The following is an 18,828-nucleotide window of genomic DNA, read 5'->3' as shown; positions in this document are numbered from 1 at the left end:
TATCGGTCTGATTTCGTGGGGGGCACCCCCCTTTTTTGTGATGGTTAAAACGTTAAAAACAACCGTTGAATGTTCTGGGGTGGGTCTCCATTCGGGGCAACGGGTCACCCTAAGGCTCGTGCCTGGCGATCGCCACCAGGGTCGTTATTTTGTGCGTACAGATTTACCAGGGCAACCCCAGATCCCGGCCCGCATTGAGGCCGTCGATCAAACCCTTTTGTCTACGGAATTGGCAGTGGGCGAGGCCAAGGTCAGAACCACAGAGCATTTGTTAGCGGCATTGGTGGGTCTTGGGATCGATGTTGTGCGCCTCGAAATAGATGGGCCGGAGTTACCCCTGTTGGATGGCTCGGCAGCGCAGTGGGTAGAGGCGATCGCCAAGGCAGGCACCCAGACCCTCATGGATGAAGCGATCGCCGTTCCTGTGGTCACAGAACCCGTTTGGCTCCGGGAAGATGACGCGTTTGTGGCAGCCTTACCCTCACCGGAACTGCGGTTTACCTATGGCATCGATTTCACCTACAAGCCCATTGGCAACCAGTGGCACAGTTGGAGCCCCGCAGCAGAGCCCTTTGCCCAGGCGATCGCCCCGGCCCGGACGTTTGGCTTTGCCGATCAAATTGAGCAATTGAAAAAAGCTGGTTTAATTCAGGGAGGCAGTCTTGATAATGCCCTCGTTTGTGATCAGGAAAAATGGCTCAATCCGCCGCTCCGGTTTGAGAATGAGCCGGCTCGCCACAAATTACTTGATTTAATCGGGGATTTGAGTTTGCTTGGTACGATCCCCACGGCCCATTACCTGGCCTATAAAGCAAGCCATAAACTCCATACCCAGCTTGCTAAAACTTTACAGGCAACGCTTTTCTAAAATTCTAATCAAGCTGCTATTGGGTGAAGGATAACGCCGATAGTTTGACCTGTATTGCTGGGGCTGGCGATCGCCTTTTTCGGAGACTGCCAGCCCTTATAAGCCAATACTCTACTTATTCGGTTGGGGGGTCATACGGAGATAGGGCTTGATTTCCTTAACGCCCTTTGGAAACTTGACCTTCGCATCCTCAGTGGAGATTGCCGGAGAAACCACAACATCTTCACCATCCTGCCAGTTGACAGGGGTCGCTACGCTGTAGTTGTCTGTGAGTTGCAACGAATCCAAAACCCGCAAAATTTCTTGGAAATTCCGACCAGTGCTGGGGGGATAGGTAATGGTTAAACGTACCTTCCGCTCAGGATCAATGACAAAGACTGTCCGCACCGTCACCTTCGGGTTGGCATTGGGGTGGATCATATTGTAGAGGGTAGCGACCTTCTGATCTGCGTCGGACAAAATCGGGTAATTGACAGCACATCCCTGGGTTTCGTCAATGTCACCCACCCAGCCATTGTGGGAGGCCGTGTCATCAACGCTGAGGGCAATTACCTTAGCATTTCGCTTTTCAAACTCTCCCTTTAACCGAGCCACTTCGCCCAATTCGGTGGTGCACACGGGGGTAAAGTCAGCGGGGTGAGAAAACAAAACAACCCAACTGTCGCCGGCCCAATCGTAAAAATCAATTTCCCCAATGGTGGAATCTTGGGTAAAGTTGGGGGCCACATCGCCTAACCGGAGAGACATAAATTAAACTCCTGATGTTAAATAAACTACCAAAGGATCATTATGGCCCATCTCCCTGGGAAGATGCCAAGGGGGGCGATCGCCACCGGAAAATGATAAGCTGCCGTCACACAGCGCAATATTTATTAACTTTTGTTGCCATTCTTCAGAATCAAAAAAGCCGAGGGTGACAATCAAGCCGGAAAAATGAAATAATAAGCCAGAATTTTTTACGTTAGTAGTTTCAGGCCGCCTGAAGCTTAGTATTTTACATAAATCTAAGAATCATCAAAAAAAGCTGGGAAAAGCCTAGGAGGAATCAATCATAATGAGTAGAGTTGTGAGTGCATTAATGGGGCTCGTCCTCATGTTCGGTTGCGCGTTCTTTAGCGTTCAGCCCCAAGCCCAAGCCCTCGATTTAAGCAATGGCTTTGTTTCTGCAGCCGTGCTCGGTGAGCGTGTTAATCCCGCTGACAAGGTGCTTGAGTCAGAATATGGCAAGAAAATTGACCTAAACAACGCCAGCGTCCGTCTTTTCCGCGAGCTCCGTGGATTTTATCCCACATTGGCCAAACGCATCATCGAAAATGCCCCCTATGACAGCGTTGAAGATGTATTGAATATCCCCGACCTCAGCGAGAAGCAACTGGCACGGTTAGAGGAAAATTTGGAGCGTTTCACTGTAACACCGCCTGCCGATGTGTTTATTGATGGTGACCAACGTCTGAACACTGGTGACTATTAAAAATACAAACGAGATCTTGCTGCGTTTAGGAAGATGTTTGTGAGTCAAACCTAAATTTTCAATTGCAATTAACCTATTCCTGAGGGATAGGTTTTTTTACGACAATTTTTAAGATTTGGGGCTCGGTTGGCACAGTCGATAAAACTGAGGTACCCAGCGGGATTCCCAATAAAATGCCCCAAAGGCCAGCACGGGCGCGAGGAAAGTCAGCAGCAGAAAGCAACCCGCCAGGGTTGACAGGGACATCGCGAAAAAATCTTGGGTCAGACGCACTAGGTCATGGTCGAGGAGGCCCCCTTTCCCGACCCGGTAGGCAATGCGGAACGTTTCGCTGGTCATAAGCTGCCCGAAAAAGGCACCATTTTCCAGAAAGCTAAAACTGGCCAACAGGGCATAAAGGGTTTGTTCACCGGAGACATGGCAAAAATATTTACCGAGGGCAAAGTACAGACAAATAAAGACGGCGGCAATTTCTAAGAGATGACCCATGGCGATAATGGCGATTTGATCCCAACCCGTCAGGATCAAAAGGATTTGCAAGAGAGTCAGACCAGCCAAGGTAATCAGGGTGCCGCGATTGCGACGGTATTGCCAAGCGAGATAGGCGATCGCCCCGTAGAGCAGCCACAAAATAATGCTGGCGCGGCCGAGGGCGAGGGTAATTCCACCCCCAAAGATAAAGTCAAAACTCGGCACAGCGGGATAGCCAAACAGCCAAAAGGCGATCGCATGGCCAATTTCATGGACGAGGGTGAGAAAGGTATTCAGAATAAAGCGACTGGGAGGCAGCAAAAAGAGAATCAGACCTAGGCCGCCACCAATGAGGAGCGCCTGGGGGGTATCCGGAGACAGTTGCCGTGACCGGGGGCGCTGGTTGGGGATTTGGGATGGCAGAGCACCATGGAGAGGAAAACAAGTTTTGAGGAGGTATTGCCGTTGCTGACGATGGTAGACATTAAGGTAAACTTTCTCGACATCATCCAGGGAGAAATGCTGTAAAGCCTGCTGGATAATCTGGCAATAATCTTGGCGATCGCGTTGGTCAATTACCGTTAACTTAATCACCAAGGCCCCAGCGGAAGGGGTAACTTTGATACTCCACAGGTAGGCAGCGAGTAGTTGCCGGAGTTTCAGGGTGAGATCATCGTTTTTGAGGGCTGCCTTTTTAGGTGATTCTTGGGCACTGAGTGCTTCCGGGGAGGGTTCCCGTTTGGCTGGGGAGAGTAAGCCCGCTACAATTGTCCATTCCCAGTCGGGGGTAACTTCCCCAAATCGAATGCCTTCAACAGTAAAGGTTTCCGTGATCGTGCGTTCCCAGATTTTCTGCCAAGGGGTAAGGATTTGTTTGGCGATCGCCTGGTCGGGGGTATTAAAACCTTCGAGTTGAATTTTGAGGTGCTTATCAGTCACCCGTTTGAGCATCACCCTGATCTGGTGGGGTTGAAACGCTTGCCTTAACACCTGGGCGATCGCCTGGGGATTTCCCTGTTCCGCCAATCGACGCAAATCCGACTCTTTCACAGCACAACCATTCTGGAGGGGAGCATTTCGATTATGCCACCAGACTCCCTTGACCACAAAAATAGGGAAAAACAGTTTCGTCTTTCCCCAATTATTTATGGTCAAATCTAAAAAAATAGGATCTCAAGTCCCCCTTTGAAGGGGGATTTAGGGGGATGTCCTAGGCCGCAACCGCTTCTGATTTCTTACTGTTACGAATCCCTTCAATCGCCTCAGCATAACTGGGGGCTTTGAAAACAGCAGAACCCGCAACAATCGCATTTGCACCCGCATCAATCACTTGCCACGCATTAGCAGGCTTGATCCCACCATCGACTTCAATCCAAGGATCCAGGCCGCGCTCATCACACATGGCCCGGAGTTTTTCGATCTTGTTCACCATCGAAGGAATGAAGCTTTGGCCGCCGAACCCAGGGTTTACGCTCATGATCAAAATTAGGTCACAAACATCAAGGACGTGCTCAATGATGTCAAGGGGCGTAGAAGGATTCAGCACAACCCCAGATTTTTTACCCAGTTCACGAATCTGGCAGAGGGTGCGGTGGAGGTGGGGAGACGCATTGTGTTCTGCGTGGACGGAGATAATGTCAGCACCAGCTTTAGCAAAATTTGCCACGTATTTTTCTGGCTCAACGATCATCAAATGCACATCCAAAGGCTTTTTGGTGTAGGGACGAATCGCTTCGACGATTAACGGCCCAATGGTGATATTCGGGACAAAACGACCATCCATGACATCGACGTGGATCCAATCAGCGCCAGCCTCATCGACTGCTTTAATTTCTTCACCAAGGCGGCTAAAGTCCGCTGAAAGAATGGACGGGGAAACTACAATTTTCTTGTCAGTCATGGTGGGTGGATTCCTCTTATTATCTCAAGAATTCTAAGTTGGTATCAATATTAACAAAAGTTTGTATCAATATTTTTTGTAGCCTAGCCTGGGTGGAGCATTGTTTCAGGAAACACTGACCTAGCGCTGGGGGGGACGTAGAGGCCCATCGGTTTGTACAGGGATCAAAATACTATTTAATTTACGCAGTTGTTCGGCTGTGCCCATACAAATTAAAAAGTCCCCAGATAACAGTAAGGTATCACCCGTTGGCCCAGGAATAAGGCTGCCATCTTGACGGCGAATGGCGAGGACGAGGGCACCGGACTGTACTCTGAGTCGGGCTTCACTGAGGCTTTTGCCAATGTAACCGCCGCAATTGCTATCCACACGGATTTCTTCGAGGTAGTAAGATCGTTCTGCGCCAGTTAGAATGCCATCAACAAAGTCCATAACCTGGGGTCTCAGGGCAGCGGCGGCCAGGCGACGTCCCCCGGTAATGTAGGGAGAAACAACGGCATCGGCTCCGGCGCGGCGTAATTTTTCCACGGCTTCTTCGGTACTGGCCCTGGCGATCGCCCGAATTTTTGGATTCAATGTTTTGGCAGAGAGTACCGTATAGAGATTTTCTGCATCGGAGCTGAGGGCCGCCACCAAACAAGTTGCCCGGTCGATTTTCGCTTCATGGAGATGTTGATCGAGGGTGGCATCTCCTTGGATGCAAATGTAGCCTTGATCCTGAGCGGCTTCGATAATGTCGGGATCTTGGTCAATGACGACAAAGGGAATATTCTCGGCGAGAAATTCCCGGGCCACCTGCTGCCCTGTGCGACCGAGGCCACAAACAATGTAATGGTTATTGAGACGACTAATTTGCTGCTGATACTGTTTCAATTTTTTTATCTCCTGAAAATAGCCGCTAATCATTGCTTCGATGAAACGGTTGACGATATAACCAACCGCAATCAAGCCTAAAAAAATCAGAATAATGGTGAATATCCGAGAGCGATCGCCTAGGGGATGAATTTCCCCAAAGCCCACCGTGGCTAAGGTGATCATCGTCATGTAGGCCGCATCTACCCATGACCACTGCTCCACGACAATAAACCAACTTGTCCCCAGCAGAAACAGCGCCACAAGCATCAGCAGACCCAATTGCAGTTGCCCCCTGAGGCGTCTATATTTTTGCTCAATGCTGTACACCGATGAACCTCAAGATAAGTCTGATGTTTGTAGGGAAAGTTGCAGACAATTTCAGCCGACCCGTAGGAAGCTAAAAAAACATAGAATTTCTTTAGCTCATTCCCCCCTTGTATTTAGCAAAAAAGATTACCCATTGGCTAAACTGAAATTTAACTTTGAGTCTCGCCATCGAAGAGGAGTAACCCGTGAGTCCCCAAACGCTACTGAACCATTCCCCAGCCCAAAGCTTTAACCCAACTCAGTTCGATCAGTATGTGATGCATACCTATGGGCGCTTTCCGGTGGCGATCGCCAAGGGGGAAGGATGTCGTCTGTGGGATACCGAAGGGAAAAGTTACCTCGATTTTGTCGCAGGCATTGCCACCTGCACCCTGGGCCATGCTCACCCAGCCCTGATCCAAGCGGTCAGTGCGCAGATTCAAAAACTGCACCATATTTCTAACCTCTACTACATCCCAGAGCAAGGCGCTTTAGCCCAGTGGATCGTCGAACATTCCTGTGCCGATAAAGTCTTTTTCTGTAACTCCGGGGCCGAAGCCAACGAAGCAGCAATTAAATTAGTCCGTAAATATGCCCACACCGTCTCAGATTTCCTCGAACAACCCGTGATCCTTTCGGCGAAATCGAGCTTCCACGGGCGTACCCTTGCGACGATTACCGCCACCGGACAACCCAAATACCAAAAACATTTCGACCCGCTCCCCGATGGGTTTGCCTATGTGCCCTACAACGACATTCGCGCCCTCGAAGAAGCGATCACCGACATCGATGAAGGTAACCGCCGCGTCGCTGCCATTATGCTCGAAGCCCTCCAGGGAGAAGGGGGCGTCCGGCCTGGTGATGTGGAATATTTCAAAGCAGTGCGGCGCATTTGTGACGAAAACGGAATTCTCCTTGTCCTCGATGAAGTGCAAGTTGGGGTCGGGAGAACTGGCAAATACTGGGGCTACGAAAACCTCGGCATTGAACCGGATATTTTCACCAGTGCGAAGGGATTAGCGGGAGGAATCCCCATTGGCGCGATGATGTGCAAGGATTCCTGTGCGGTCTTTAACCCTGGGGAACACGCCAGCACCTTCGGCGGTAACCCATTCTCCTGTGCGGCGGCCCTAGCGGTGGTTGAAACCCTCGAACAGGAAAACCTACTCGAAAATGTCAATGCCCGTGGGGAGCAGCTCCGGGCGGGTTTAAAAACCCTGGCCGAAAAATATCCCTACTTCAGCGATGTCCGGGGCTGGGGTTTGATCAATGGTATGGAAATTAAAGCAGACCTCGAACTCACCTCCATTGAAGTGGTCAAAGCAGCTATGGAAAAGGGTCTACTGTTGGCTCCCGCTGGCCCGAAGGTACTCCGATTTGTGCCGCCTCTGATTGTTTCCGCCGCAGAAATCAATGAGGCGATCGCCCTTTTAGACCAGACCCTCGCTGCCATGGCTCTCTAAATTTCTTTATCCTGCCCAAAGCAATAAAAAGCTCCCCCATTGTTAAAAAATCGGGGAGTTTTATTTTTACATGCTTGGCCCAGTGGGAATTACACCGTAACGGGGGTGGGAGTAGAGGTTTCTTCCTGTTCTAAAAATTCCGTTAACTGGGTTTCGATGCTGTCTTTGACGATCTGGCGATATTCCAGGAAATGCTCGTTGTGGGCGCAGAGGGTGAGGTAATGCTCAAAAACTGCCGGATTGTGGCGCAAAATACCAAATAAATGGTGCCAGAAGCGCCAGCGGGTATCCCGTTTAATGCCCTGTCGCCAAATGACGATCGCCAATGCCTTGAGATCGACCAGGCTGGGCAACTTGGCCGGGGGATGACATTTGGGCGCGCCCAATTTCAGGAAACAACGGTAAATGCGGTCCAAATAAAGGTGGGGATCGTAGAGTTGCCAAAAGGCGTGGACATACTCATTGGCGATGTCTTCGAGGGGACGAGTAGGGATGAAATTCATCAGGGTCGTTTGGTTGATGTTGCCGTCCTTTTTCGCCCGGAGTCGTCCTTCTGCTTCGAGGCGGTGCCAGAGAGCCGTATTCGGTAACGCCTGGAGCATCGCAAAGGTGGTGGTGGGGATCGCCGTCAGTTCTGCAAATTTGATAATGCGATCGCCTGCCCCTTTCTTCTCCCCATCGAAGCCGATAATAAAACCCGCCATGGGCCGCAATCCCGCTTGAATAATTTTGTCAATGGATTCAGCGAGGGAACTGCGGGTATTTTGAAATTTTTTCGTCAGTTGCAGACTCTCTTCGTCAGGGGTTTCAATACCCAGGAAAACCGCATCAAAGAAACATTCCACCATCAAATCCATCAGTTCTGGATCGTCAGCGAGATCCACCGAAGCTTCAGTATTGAAGCGGAAAGGATATTGATGTTCCCGTTGCCATTCCTTAAGGGCCTTGAGGAGGAGTTTGACATTGCGTTTATTGCCGATGAAATTATCATCCACCATGAAAATGCTCCGTCGCCAACCCAATTTGTAGAGGCAATCTAATTCTTTGAGAAGCTGCTCTGGGGTTTTGGTGCGGGGTTTGCGCCCATAGAGGACGATGATGTCACAAAATTCACATTGGAAGGGACAGCCCCGGGAAAATTGCACCGACATCGAATCATACTGATCCAATTCCAGCAGATCATAACGGGGGACAGGGGTGGTGGTGACATCGGGTTTTTCCTCAGCCCTAAAGGTGCCTGAGGTTGCGCCATTATTAACGGCATCCACAAACATCGGCAGGGTGATTTCCCCTTCATCAAGGATCAAAAAGTCCGCTCCCACATCCTGGACTTCTTCAGGTACCGACGTCGGGTAGGGGCCACCAACGGCCACTAATTTATCTCGTTTTTTGGCTTCTTTGATTTGATCGAGGAGGTCATCCTTTTGGACGATCATCGCCGACATCAAGACCAGATCGGCCCATTCCCATTCCGCCTCGGTGACAGCACGGATATTGCGGTCAACCAGCTTAAATTCCCATTCTTGGGGTAAAATCGCCGCCACAGTAATTAAGCCCAAAGGGGGCAGCAGCACCTTGCGGTTGACCAGTTCAAGGATTTTTTCGTAGGACCAAAAGGTGGGCGGAAAAACCGGATAAATGAGGAGGACACGCATGGTATTTAAAGTTTTATGATGAAAGGGTTTTAAAAAGGCTGATTTTTAGAAGGCAATCGCCGACCATCATCAAAACTGATGTCAGGTAAGCGCACAAGTGCCTTCAGTGTAGCGCTAAAGTTTTGTAACAGTATCCACGGCGAAAATTGGCCCCACCATGGCAACAGAAACCGCATCGGCGAGGACTTCTCCCGTTACAGTAACTTGCAGCCCTAGCTGCTGATAGGTCTGGGGCAAATCCCGCAGTTCATAGTTGACCCCCGCTGCTGTTTCGAGAACCCATACGCCAACACCCAAGGATTGATGGGCAATGCGCCCCGTTAACTCTTGCATTCAGCTTCACCTCACAGTTGTCGATCCGATTTTTGCCACATCCTCTAAATCCTTAAACACCGACGGTTTCCCGCTCTGCTTCTTGGATGAACGATTCAACCAATTCCACATTTTCCACACTGCCGAGGATCGTCGGGGTGCGCTGGTGGAGATAGGTCGGCACAAAATCCAGGAGCGGCATAGTGCCTGTGCTGGCTTTCCCCCCGGCCTGTTCAATGAGCCAAGCTAAAGGTGCTGTTTCATAGAGGAGGCGCAATTTGCCCTCTGGCTTTTTCTTTGTGCCCGGATAGAGAAAGACGCCCCCCTGCATCAGGATGCGGTGTAAATCCCCCACGAGGGCACCGCTGTAGCGGGCCGTGTAACCTTCGTGGCGGTGCATATAGCGGATATAATCCCGAATCGAATCTTCCCACTGCCAGAAATTCCCCTCATTGACGCTGTAGATCGAGCCATGGTTGGGCATTGTGATGTTTTCTTCAGCGAGGATAAATTCCCCCAAACTGGGATCGAGAATAAATGAGTGAACCCCCGTGCCAATGGAGTAAACCAACATGGTCGAAGGGCCATAGAGAATATAACCAGCAGCAATCTGTTTATGGCCATTTTGGAGGAGGTCGGCGGCGTCTCCGTCGAGGTCCATGCCTTCCTGTTGGCGAATGGAGAAGATAGACCCCACGTTGAGATTAATATCGACATTGGAGGAGCCATCAATCGGATCGTAGAGCAGTGTATAGCGACCGATGGGGCAATTTTCAGGAATGTAGTAGGGTTTTTCCATTTCCTCGGAGGCGAGGCGACAGACGAGGCCACTTTGTTTGAAAACGGAAATAAAGACATCGTTGGCATAGAGATCCATCCGTTTGACAGATTCTCCTTGGACATTTTCTTCGCCCGTGAAGCCGAGTACCCCTTCCATCAAGCCAGCGCGACTGAGGCGACGGGCAACGAGCTTTCCGGCGAGGGCAATGCGATTCATGATGGCGCTGATGTCCTGGGCCGCCGTGTCGAAGCTCTGGAGCTGTTGCAAAACATGGCGGGAGAGGGTGGTGCAGTCGCGGTCAAGACTGGGACTTTGGGTAATGTCGTTGCTGTGATCTGGCATAGGCTTTTTCCTTTGTGGGTTTGCTCCAATGGTAACGATTGTGTTTGGGGGATGCGCTCTTGCTAAAGGATTACTTAATGGAAAAGCAAGGAAAAAAGGAAAGTATTTGGGCAGAATGGGCGGGATATAGGCAAACCTTGACCTTAAGCTGTCAAAAATCGTCACAATCTCCGGCTGTACGGGAAACGGTTGCTAGGATGGCCAGTAGAGAAAAATTGTGAGCTTGTAATCTGCGTATGTTTCAACGTCGTGCTAGTGGTGTTCTGTTGCATCCTACGTCTTTGCCGGGTCGATTTGGAATCGGCGATCTAGGGCCAGAAGCCTATCGATTTATTGATTTTCTTGCCGATAGTGGACAGCAGGTTTGGCAAGTTCTACCCCTGGGGCCAACGGGGTTTGGGAATTCTCCTTATCTATGTTATTCGGCCTTTGCGGGCAATCCGATGCTGTTAAATTTGGAATGGCTGGCTTCAGAAGATTTATTAGAAGAAGCTGATTTGGCGGCCTGTCCAAGCTGCCCTAGAGATCGAGTGGACTATGATCAGGCGATCGCCTTTAAGATGCCCCTCCTGAGAAAAGCCTGTAAACGCTTCCAGGCGGTGGCGACCCCAGAGAGAAAACAAGAATTTCAAACCTTTTGTGAAGAGCAGGCCTATTGGCTCAATGATTATGCGCTCTTTATGGCCCTCAAGGAAGCCCACGATGGCAAAAGCTGGTATGACTGGGATGCGACCCTCGCTTGGCGTGACCCAAAGGCGATCGCCCAGCAGACAGAGATCCTCGCCGATCAAATCTTTTTCCACAAATACGCCCAATCAGAATTTTTCCGCCAGTGGTCAACCCTAAAAAGCTATGCCAATGAAAAGGGCATCCAAATCTTTGGGGATTTGCCGATCTATGTGGCCCACGACAGCGCCGATGTGTGGGGGCATCCGAAAATTTTCCGTCTCGATTATGAAACCGGAGCTGCCAAGTGGATGGCGGGAGTCCCACCGGATTATTTCAGCGAAACGGGCCAACTCTGGGGCAACCCGGTTTACAACTGGCGTAACCTTTCGCGCCGTCACTATTCCTGGTGGATCGAGCGCATTAAAACCATGCTGGAGTATGTCGATATTGTTCGTATCGATCACTTCCGGGGTTTTGAAGCGTTTTGGGCGGTGCCCCAAGGGGAAAAAACGGCGATGAATGGCCGCTGGATCAAGGCTAAGGGTGACGAATTTTTTGCGTTACTCAAAGATAAACTCGGTGAATTGCCCATCGTCGCTGAGGATCTGGGGGTAATCACGCCGGACGTGGAGGCTCTACGGGATAAATATCGCTTACCGGGGATGAAGATTTTGCACTTTGCCTTCGATAGCGATCGCGCTAATCCGTTTCTACCCTTCAACTACACCAATCGCAATTGCATTGTCTACACGGGTACCCACGACAATGACACCACTGTGGGCTGGTTTGACAAGCGCAGTGACGAAGAAAAGGCGCGGGTCACGGATTACCTCGGTTGTCTCTGTGATGAGGGGATTCACTGGGGCTTGATTCGTCTGGCCTTGGGTTCCGTGGCAAATCTGGCAGTTTTCCCCCTCCAAGATCTGCTTGGTTTGGGGTCTGAGGCAAAGATGAATACCCCTGGAGTGGCCGCGGGCAACTGGACTTGGCGCTACCAGCCGGAAATGCTGAGTGATGACCTCATTGGCAAATTACGCTACCTCGTCTATCTTTACGGGCGTGAACCGGAGTATCGAGGCGAATAAATGGGGCGATCGCTCAAAAAAGGAAGGGGTTGGCGGTTAGGCTGGGATCCTGACCCCACCCGGACTTTCCAGGGCTTGGTTGGAGCCGACGATTGGGCGGTGGAATTAACCGCAGCAGAATTTGAAGATTTTTGTCGCTTGTTGGTGCAGTTAGCCGATACGGTCGAAAGTATTGCCTCGGAATTGATGCCAGAGGAACGGATTGCCATCGAAGCAGAAAGTGATTTGGTCTGGCTAGAGATTGAAGGATTTCCAGCCTGCTATAGCCTGCGTTTGTTAGTCCTCACCCAACGGAACATTGAGGGAAATTGGCAACCGGAAGCTGTGCAGCAGTTGGTGCAATGCAGTCATGTTTTTCATAAAAGTCATGAGTTGCCGCTGTGATGAGATCCCAACATTTAAAGTCTGATAAGATAATCACTTGAGCCTCAAAATATAATGCTGTCTTATGTCAAATCTCAATCTCAAAGATGCTTGGTTGTCATTAGCTCCCGATGCAAATGAGCCGCAAATTGAAGCAATGTTAATGAGACCCGCAATTTTACCTTTTTTGGGATTTGAATTAAATGAAATTGAGAGCCAATACTTAGTCGGGAATGGTGGAGCAAAAGTTGACTTAGCGGCTCGCAAAAATTATGGGGATGATATCTTTTGTCATACTAAAGCAAATCCATCATTACTCATTGAACTAAAAAAAAGACAACTTGATTTAAGTTTTGGCTCTAACGATTATAAAAAAACAGTCAGTCAACTCAAGGGTTATTTACATCCAAAATCAAAACATTGCCATTCTGCTAAATGGGGAATCATTACCAACGCAGAATATATTCAATTATTTCGACGGCACGGAAAAGTCGTTTATCCCTACACCAAAAATATAAAATTAACGGCTGATAATATCGATGAAAAAATTAAGCTTATTAAGCATTATATCGATAATCAAAAACGCTCATTGTTCGTTGCTATTTACAATAATAAAGGCGGTGTCGGGAAAACAACGACTGTCATCAACCTTGCAGGTATTTTATCGCTCCCCCAGGGAAAGCCAGACAATTCTCTTGGATTTGACAAGAAAGTTTTGGTTGTAGATTTTGACCCTAACCAGAAAGACTTGACAGATTTATTAGATGTTAAACTAGGTAAACTTAAACTCTCAGAATATCTCCAAGATCATAAAAACCATGACATCCAAGATGTTATTTCGAGATATACTTTGAAAACAAAAAGCGGAAAAGAATATGGGTTTGATGTAATCCCAGTAGATGAAGAGTTACATCAAGAGCAAACTCAATATACTAAATATTTAACCAAGAGCTTTTTGCGGCGATCTTTAAATCCTTTGAAAAATAATTATGATTATATTTTGATCGACTCTCCTCCCGGTACAAATAGATTTACCGAAGAGGCGATCGCTGCTGCCGACGTTATCCTGATGCCATCTAAACACAATGGTATTGCTTCATTTAAAAATGCAGCTACTGCCATGAAAACAATTTTTCCTATGTTGGGGGAATCGCGCAGGCAGTTTGACGTAGATGCTGAAAGATTTGGAATCGCTTCAGAATTATCAGACCCAGTTCCCCTACCAATTTTCTTTAATGGAGAAGCAATTACTCCAACTCAAAAAAGGCAAGCACAAGAGGCAATTACTAAAATCATTAAACAAGCTAAAAAAGAAGAGCAAATTGATTTGATGCGCTTCTTTTTTCCTAAATATCGCCCAGCTCACAAAAATCTCGAAATATTTGAGATGCCTAGCTATGCTCACATTGCATCCGCTGCATTTTCTAATCGTCCAGCAGTTTTTACAAGTAAAAAAGCACGTGAATATTATCGTGATTTAGTTCGGGAGTATTTTATTTAATGAAACAAGAAGTAGGTGCATTATTACATCTCTATCTCGATGAAATCAGTACAGGGATAGATACACAAGTCCATGATTTTTTGATTCAAGGAGCAGCCAAAGCCATTAATGATGCTGAAAATAGAAATTGGATTCCTTTAATTGTCAAACAAATCGGTTCTGAATCTTATCAAGTGATTGCGAATAGCTTCGTTTTTGCTGCCGCCGAAGAAGCAGGATTGACGAAAGTTTGGTGTATTGTTGCTGATGATTCCCCAGAAACTCAAGAATCGGCCCGCATTCTTACTCAAGAAAAGCTTGCTAAGATTAACCTCGCAACAGCAACTAGGGAGGAAATTAAAGTGGGTCTGGACTATCTAATGAAGCGTCCAATTAATCCCCTGAAATTGGGTAGCGTTAAGCTCGCCAATGCAGTTGAACGTATTGAAAATGCTCCGCGTCAATATTGGAAAGAAAATTTAATGGATGTCACAAAAATAAAATGCGGCATTACCAGAGGGAAAAAACTAAATATTTTCAAAGAAATTTTTTACACAACCCCTGAACCTCTGCCAGACGTAATTATTGATCCGCAGTTTCTTACGACTTTTACCCAGGCAGAGCTCCAAAAAATGGCTAAAAAACGTGGCTTAAAAGGATATAGTAAGCTAAAAAAGAGTGCTCTAGTAAAATTACTTACTGAGCAAGGTTAATCCGAAGTAAAATTACAAGATTCAAATTATTTCTAAATGATCATTAAAGAAAAAGATCCCATTGATGCAAACATAGAGCAGTTAAAAACGATTATCAATTTACCTAATCTATCCGAAGCAAAAGTTTTGCGGGCAAAAACAGAGCTAAAGAGACTCACCTCTGGTAATCAAGGAGAAAAGGATTCTGCTTATTTTATTGATTTTTATTATAAAAATTCACCAAACTGGGCGATTATTCACGATCTTAGAATTGAGCATAATGGATTAGTTGCTCAAATTGACCATATCTTAATCAATAGATTTCTTGATTTTTATATCTTAGAAACAAAACATTATGCCCGTGGTATCAAAATCACAGAACATGGCGAATTTTTAGTTTCATTCCAGAAAAGCTACAGGGCAATAGAGTCTCCCATTGAGCAAAATAAAAGACACATCAAAGTTTTAAAGAACCTTCTCCAGGGTGAAGAAATACTACCTAAAAGATTGGGAATACCATTACAACCCCATTTTCTTGCCTATGTTTTAGTTTCGCCAAAATCTCGCGTGATTCGTCCCAAGGCAAAAGATTTTAAAACAGATGCTGTCATTAAGTCAGACGAATTTTATAAACAAACACGAGACAATCTAAATAATGAAAATATATTGACAACCCTTGGTTCAATCACAAAAATAATTTCATCCGAATCATTGCAGCAAATAGCGAAAAACCTAGTCAGTTATCATCGACCTTCCCAGTTTGATTACTATAAAAAATTTTCTATTTCTAGAGAAAGAGACAATCAGCACCCCGTTTCAATAGAACAGACAAAGAAAACAAAATACTATTGCTATTGCTGTAAGCAACCTATTTCCAAAAAAGTCGCAATGTTTTGTTTTAATAATAAAATTCGCTTTGACGGAAAAGCATACTGTTTCGATTGCCAAAAGCAATTCCCCTTAAATTCGCCTCAACAAAAGGGTTAGGGTAACTCCCCAACAGAGGCCTAGTAAATGGCTGTAAAAACTGACATTCGGGGAACTCAGATCCACCGCAAACTGGATCACAATAATTAAGCAAATCAAGCGAAATTGTCTGCCCGCGGCTTCGAGGTGAAACCGTCGCCATCCCTGCCACAACACCACAGCGATCGCCCCGATCATGCCCATAATCGATCCAGAAGCCCCGACCCACACCTGGTAGCCATAGCGAATTTCTGTAGTGAGATAGGCCAACCACGCTGGAAATGTTTCGTAGTCAAAGCCCTGGGCCAACAGCACCAACCCAAACAGTGTTACCGTCGCCCCGAAACCACTGCCTAAATAAACAAGGAGATAACGCGATCGCCCCAGATGTTTTTCGGCAAAGGGGCCTAGCAACGCCAAGGTTGCCATATTCATCAAGAGATGGGTCAGCCCCACATGGATAAAATTCGCCGTAAACAAGCGCCACCATTCCCCCTGCAACACTTGGTTGGGAATGAAACCACCGCCCTGGAGCATCGCTTCCGGATTTTCGGGATTACTAGCGGCGATCGCCCCCAGGAATACCAGACAGTTGACGGCAACTAAAACAGAATTCACCGAAATTTGCTTTTGCCCCGCAGGTGGTTGGCCTACGAGGGATTGATAAAGCTGCTCTTGGGTTTCCTGTTGTACCAGGCGGCTGAGGTGGGCTAAATCAGGATAAGCGTCTATGGGGAGGAGCGATTGGGCTGGTCGGGGAGGATGTTGGTGGCGCATCTGGACGGCATTGCGGAAACGTTTATTTGAGTCCTCCTGGAGAGTCTGTAAAATGGCATTTCCTTGGGAGACACTTCCGGCCCCGTAGTGGGCGATCGCCAGCCAAAAACCCTTGATCTCTTTGGCATAATCCCGGAGAGGGCCTGTCAATAACCGTTGCACCGTCTTGATTTCGCCACAAAAAGCCGCCGTAAATAGCAATACCAAATGCCACTGACGGCGATCGCTCCCCCGCAACAGTTGCGCTTTGGTTTCTGGTTTCAGCACCAGTTGTAAGAGTTCAGGCAGTTGACCCGTTTCCCCCAGGGCGCGGCAATAGTAAACCAAAAGCAAAGGTTCTTGGGGGGTTTGCGCCATTCCCCGGAGCCAAGTCAGCAGTCCAGGCCAATCAAACCGCATCGCATAATCCATGGCGATCGCCTGACGGGCCAAAAAACTGGGGTGATCCTGGTATTTTTCTAAAAGATTTAAGCCTGGGGTGAGTTGGCCCCGTTGACTCAAAATTAAAGCGCGAATGATCTGCGGTTGTTCCCACCAACCATCAAAGGGATGGAGATATCGCAAATACAAAGCCCATTGGTAGGCCCGCTGAAAATCTTGCCGGGACAAAAGACCCTGGATCTGCCGCAAGCCCAAAGATGGCACGAGGATCAACAGCAACCAAGCGATACCGCCCCACCAAGCAGCCCAAGCCATCGAAATCAGGTTCATTCCCCAGGTGAGGACGAGGACAAACCCCGCCACCCAGAACCATCCCAGAGGACGGGGGCGCGGCGATCGCCAAATACGGAGCATCAAAACCCCGCAGGAAAAAGAAACAGCGTAAAACCAAATTAGGGGCCACAAAGCAGATGCCATTACGAAAGCCATTGGGAGGAAAAACATTAGTTGTTATCTTAAGTTGGGAACAAATCTTTTTCTTTCCCTTGAGAAATTACCCATGAAAAAACGGCTCCTGTCTGCCCTCTGTCTGCTTTCCCTCAGTGTTTTTGGCTGTACCGCTCCATCGACTACGGATGTCACTAGCCCCACCGAAAATGAGACGCCAACAACGGCAGTACAACCCTTGGTCACGGGGGCGATTCCCGATCAAGATCCTGAAAAATTGCAGCGACTCTATGGCCTGCTGGCGGATTATCTGAGTGCTGAACTGGGAGTACCTGTGGAATATAAACCCGTCACCGATTACCTCGCCGCGGTCACAGCCTTTAAGGTGGGTGATTTAGATTTAGTCTGGTTTGGTGGGTTGACGGGTGTCCAAGCGAGATTGCAAGTCCCTGGGGCCGAGGCGATCGCCCAACGGGATATTGACGCCGAATTTCACTCGGTACTGATTGCCAATGTGAATAGTGGCCTAGGGGAATTAGCCAGTGATGCTGATTTAACCCAAGTCAGAGGCAAAACCCTCACCTTTGGCAGTGAATCCTCTACCTCTGGCCGCCTGATGCCCCAATACTACCTAGAACAGGCCGGAGTCTCTCTTGAAGATTTCCAAGGGGAAGTGGGTTTTTCGGCCTCCCACGATGCCACCATTCAACTGGTCGAAGCGGGTACCTATGACCTGGGAATGCTTAACGAACAGGTGTGGAATAGTCGCGTCGAAGCCGGGGAAGTAGATACCAATAGAGTGAACGTGATTTGGCGATCGCCCGCCTACTACGACTATCACTGGGTCATTTCCCCCGACGTGGACGAACGCTATGGGGAAGGCTTCCGGGATAAAGTGCAACAGGCTTTGCTCCAACTCGATCCCAACAATCCTGACCACAAAGAAATTCTTGATTTGTTTGGGGCGACCCAGTTTATTCAGACCAGCAACGAAAACTACGCTGAAATCGAAGCTGTGGGCCGCCAGATTGGCAAGATCCAATAAACGAAGGTTTTCTTGAAGGCGAAGAAGTCTGTTGATCTGCCTCCTAAAATCTCCCCCAGACTGGGGGCCGGGGGGCTTTATCAATCAGCTCTAAGCGGCGGCCTTTTTCATTTCGATCAATTCGATCTTGTAGCCATTGGGATCTTCGACAAAGGCAATCACCGTAGTGCCGTGTTTCATGGGGCCGGGTTCCCGGGAAATTTTACCGCCTAGCTCACGGATTTTTTCGCAGGTGCCATAGATATCATCCACACCGAGGGCGATGTGACCAAAACCATTACCGAGGTCATAGCGATCGGTGTCCCAGTTGTAGGTTAGTTCGATCACGGTATTGTCTTTCTCGTCGCCATAACCGACAAAGGCTAGGGTGAATTTGCCGCCGGGGTAATCCTTTTGGCGCAGGAGTTTCATCCCCAGAACATCACAATAAAATTTGAGGGATTCTTCTAAATTGCCAACCCGAATCATGGTGTGAAGCATTTTCATAGGGGCTGTTTTT

Annotated in this window: 18 protein-coding genes; 9 read left to right on the top strand and 9 right to left on the bottom strand. The window is 48.2% G+C overall.

The window, feature by feature from the left end; all coding sequences use genetic code 11:
- Positions 1-40 precede the first annotated feature (40 nt).
- Positions 41-868: a UDP-3-O-acyl-N-acetylglucosamine deacetylase gene (gene lpxC, locus AACT35_RS07335; RefSeq protein WP_099240277.1), complete on the top strand. Its 828-nt coding sequence runs from the start codon at positions 41-43 to the stop codon at positions 866-868.
- Positions 869-979: 111 nt separating this feature from the next.
- Here lpxC and AACT35_RS07330 read toward each other — a convergent pair whose 3' ends face one another.
- Complete coding sequence (locus AACT35_RS07330; RefSeq protein WP_030006099.1) at positions 980-1,615, bottom strand: peroxiredoxin; 636 nt, start codon at positions 1,613-1,615, stop codon at positions 980-982.
- A 307-nt stretch (positions 1,616-1,922) separates the two neighbouring features.
- Between AACT35_RS07330 and psbU the strand changes: the two genes are divergently transcribed.
- On the top strand, positions 1,923-2,339 hold the full coding sequence (psbU, locus tag AACT35_RS07325; RefSeq protein ID WP_012305956.1) for a photosystem II complex extrinsic protein PsbU: 417 nt from the start codon (positions 1,923-1,925) through the stop codon (positions 2,337-2,339).
- 108 nt (positions 2,340-2,447) lie between these two features.
- Here psbU and AACT35_RS07320 read toward each other — a convergent pair whose 3' ends face one another.
- The 3 genes from AACT35_RS07320 to AACT35_RS07310 all read right to left on the bottom strand — a co-directional run bounded on the left by AACT35_RS07320 (position 2,448) and on the right by AACT35_RS07310 (position 5,892).
- Entirely contained in the window at positions 2,448-3,860 is a 1,413-nt protein-coding gene (locus AACT35_RS07320) for a hypothetical protein (protein WP_143596809.1), read from the bottom strand.
- 160 nt (positions 3,861-4,020) lie between these two features.
- Complete coding sequence (rpe, locus tag AACT35_RS07315) at positions 4,021-4,710, bottom strand: ribulose-phosphate 3-epimerase (protein ID WP_012305958.1); 690 nt, start codon at positions 4,708-4,710, stop codon at positions 4,021-4,023.
- A gap of 120 nt (positions 4,711-4,830) precedes the next feature.
- On the bottom strand, positions 4,831-5,892 hold the full coding sequence (locus AACT35_RS07310; RefSeq protein WP_012305959.1) for a potassium channel family protein: 1,062 nt from the start codon (positions 5,890-5,892) through the stop codon (positions 4,831-4,833).
- Between the two features lie 185 nt (positions 5,893-6,077).
- Between AACT35_RS07310 and AACT35_RS07305 the strand changes: the two genes are divergently transcribed.
- Positions 6,078-7,334 carry an acetylornithine transaminase gene (locus AACT35_RS07305; protein WP_012305960.1) on the top strand — a complete coding sequence of 419 codons (1,257 nt, stop codon included), beginning with the start codon at positions 6,078-6,080 and terminating at the stop codon, positions 7,332-7,334.
- Positions 7,335-7,423: 89 nt separating this feature from the next.
- On the opposite strand, the gene AACT35_RS07300 is transcribed toward AACT35_RS07305, so the two are convergent.
- The 3 genes from AACT35_RS07300 to fbp form a co-directional block, all read right to left on the bottom strand.
- Positions 7,424-8,989: a B12-binding domain-containing radical SAM protein gene (locus AACT35_RS07300; protein WP_099240273.1), complete on the bottom strand. Its 1,566-nt coding sequence runs from the start codon at positions 8,987-8,989 to the stop codon at positions 7,424-7,426.
- Positions 8,990-9,103: 114 nt separating this feature from the next.
- A complete protein-coding gene (locus AACT35_RS07295; protein WP_099240271.1) occupies positions 9,104-9,322 on the bottom strand; it encodes a hypothetical protein in 219 nt (72 codons plus the stop codon).
- A 52-nt stretch (positions 9,323-9,374) separates the two neighbouring features.
- On the bottom strand, positions 9,375-10,424 hold the full coding sequence (gene fbp, locus AACT35_RS07290) for a class 1 fructose-bisphosphatase (RefSeq protein ID WP_099240269.1): 1,050 nt from the start codon (positions 10,422-10,424) through the stop codon (positions 9,375-9,377).
- A gap of 236 nt (positions 10,425-10,660) precedes the next feature.
- Between fbp and malQ the strand changes: the two genes are divergently transcribed.
- From malQ to AACT35_RS07265, 5 genes are all read left to right on the top strand, one after another.
- Positions 10,661-12,178, top strand: a complete 1,518-nt coding sequence (gene malQ / locus AACT35_RS07285; protein ID WP_099240267.1) for a 4-alpha-glucanotransferase — start codon at positions 10,661-10,663, stop codon at positions 12,176-12,178.
- Entirely contained in the window at positions 12,179-12,562 is a 384-nt protein-coding gene (locus AACT35_RS07280) for a DUF1818 family protein (RefSeq protein WP_099240265.1), read from the top strand.
- Positions 12,563-12,626: 64 nt separating this feature from the next.
- The gene (locus AACT35_RS07275) at positions 12,627-14,042 is read left to right on the top strand and encodes a ParA family protein (RefSeq protein WP_062431973.1); all 1,416 of its coding nucleotides are present in this window, start codon (positions 12,627-12,629) and stop codon (positions 14,040-14,042) included.
- Complete coding sequence (locus AACT35_RS07270) at positions 14,042-14,734, top strand: Rho termination factor N-terminal domain-containing protein (RefSeq protein ID WP_062431975.1); 693 nt, start codon at positions 14,042-14,044, stop codon at positions 14,732-14,734. Before AACT35_RS07275 ends, AACT35_RS07270 begins: the two co-directional genes overlap by 1 nt.
- Positions 14,735-14,770: 36 nt before the next feature.
- On the top strand, positions 14,771-15,700 hold the full coding sequence (locus AACT35_RS07265) for a nuclease-related domain-containing protein (RefSeq protein ID WP_254048059.1): 930 nt from the start codon (positions 14,771-14,773) through the stop codon (positions 15,698-15,700).
- Here the strand turns inward: AACT35_RS07265 and AACT35_RS07260 are convergent.
- Positions 15,674-17,314, bottom strand: coding sequence for a rhomboid family intramembrane serine protease (locus AACT35_RS07260; protein WP_158227974.1), 1,641 nt, complete (start codon positions 17,312-17,314; stop codon positions 15,674-15,676). The two genes, AACT35_RS07265 and AACT35_RS07260, sit on opposite strands and share 27 nt — an antisense overlap.
- A gap of 82 nt (positions 17,315-17,396) precedes the next feature.
- Between AACT35_RS07260 and AACT35_RS07255 the strand changes: the two genes are divergently transcribed.
- Complete coding sequence (locus AACT35_RS07255; RefSeq protein ID WP_099240261.1) at positions 17,397-18,329, top strand: putative selenate ABC transporter substrate-binding protein; 933 nt, start codon at positions 17,397-17,399, stop codon at positions 18,327-18,329.
- Between the two features lie 90 nt (positions 18,330-18,419).
- Here the strand turns inward: AACT35_RS07255 and gloA are convergent, their stop codons facing one another.
- On the bottom strand, positions 18,420-18,815 hold the full coding sequence (gloA, locus tag AACT35_RS07250) for a lactoylglutathione lyase (RefSeq protein ID WP_012305971.1): 396 nt from the start codon (positions 18,813-18,815) through the stop codon (positions 18,420-18,422).
- Positions 18,816-18,828: the final 13 nt, after the last annotated feature.

This window comes from Synechococcus sp. BDU 130192 (assembly GCF_963876085.1).
Lineage (GTDB): Bacteria > Cyanobacteriota > Cyanobacteriia > Cyanobacteriales > MRBY01 > MRBY01.
This window is presented reverse-complemented; position numbering and strand designations above follow the sequence as displayed.